Origin of the sequence: Halomonas marinisediminis, assembly GCF_004347715.1 — a bacterium.
GTDB classification, from domain to species: Bacteria; Pseudomonadota; Gammaproteobacteria; order Pseudomonadales; family Halomonadaceae; genus Halomonas; species Halomonas icarae.
The window spans coordinates 1-233 of sequence record NZ_SLTR01000704.1; the positions used below are offsets into that span (position 1 = coordinate 1).

Annotated in this window: 1 protein-coding gene; it reads left to right on the forward strand. The window is 69.5% G+C overall.

Going from position 1 to position 233, the window contains the following annotated elements; translation table 11 throughout:
- A partial coding sequence (locus tag E0702_RS18285; protein WP_132045902.1) for an FCD domain-containing protein occupies window positions 1–233 on the forward strand: 233 nt, incomplete at both ends.

The following is a 233-nucleotide window of genomic DNA, read 5'->3' on the forward strand; positions in this document are numbered from 1 at the left end:
GTTCCACGAGGTGATCGCCACGGCGGCGGGCAACACGGTCCTGGCTCGTCTGGCGGCGCAATTCTGGCGCGACCAGACCGAAAACCCCCTCTGGACCGCGATCCGGAGTGCCGTGGCCGACAGCAACCTGCGCCCGCAGTTGGTGGCCGAACACGAGGCGATCATCGAGGCGCTGACCGAAGGCGCGCCGGAGGCCGCGCGCGCCGCCATGCACGCCCATCTGGACAATTTCG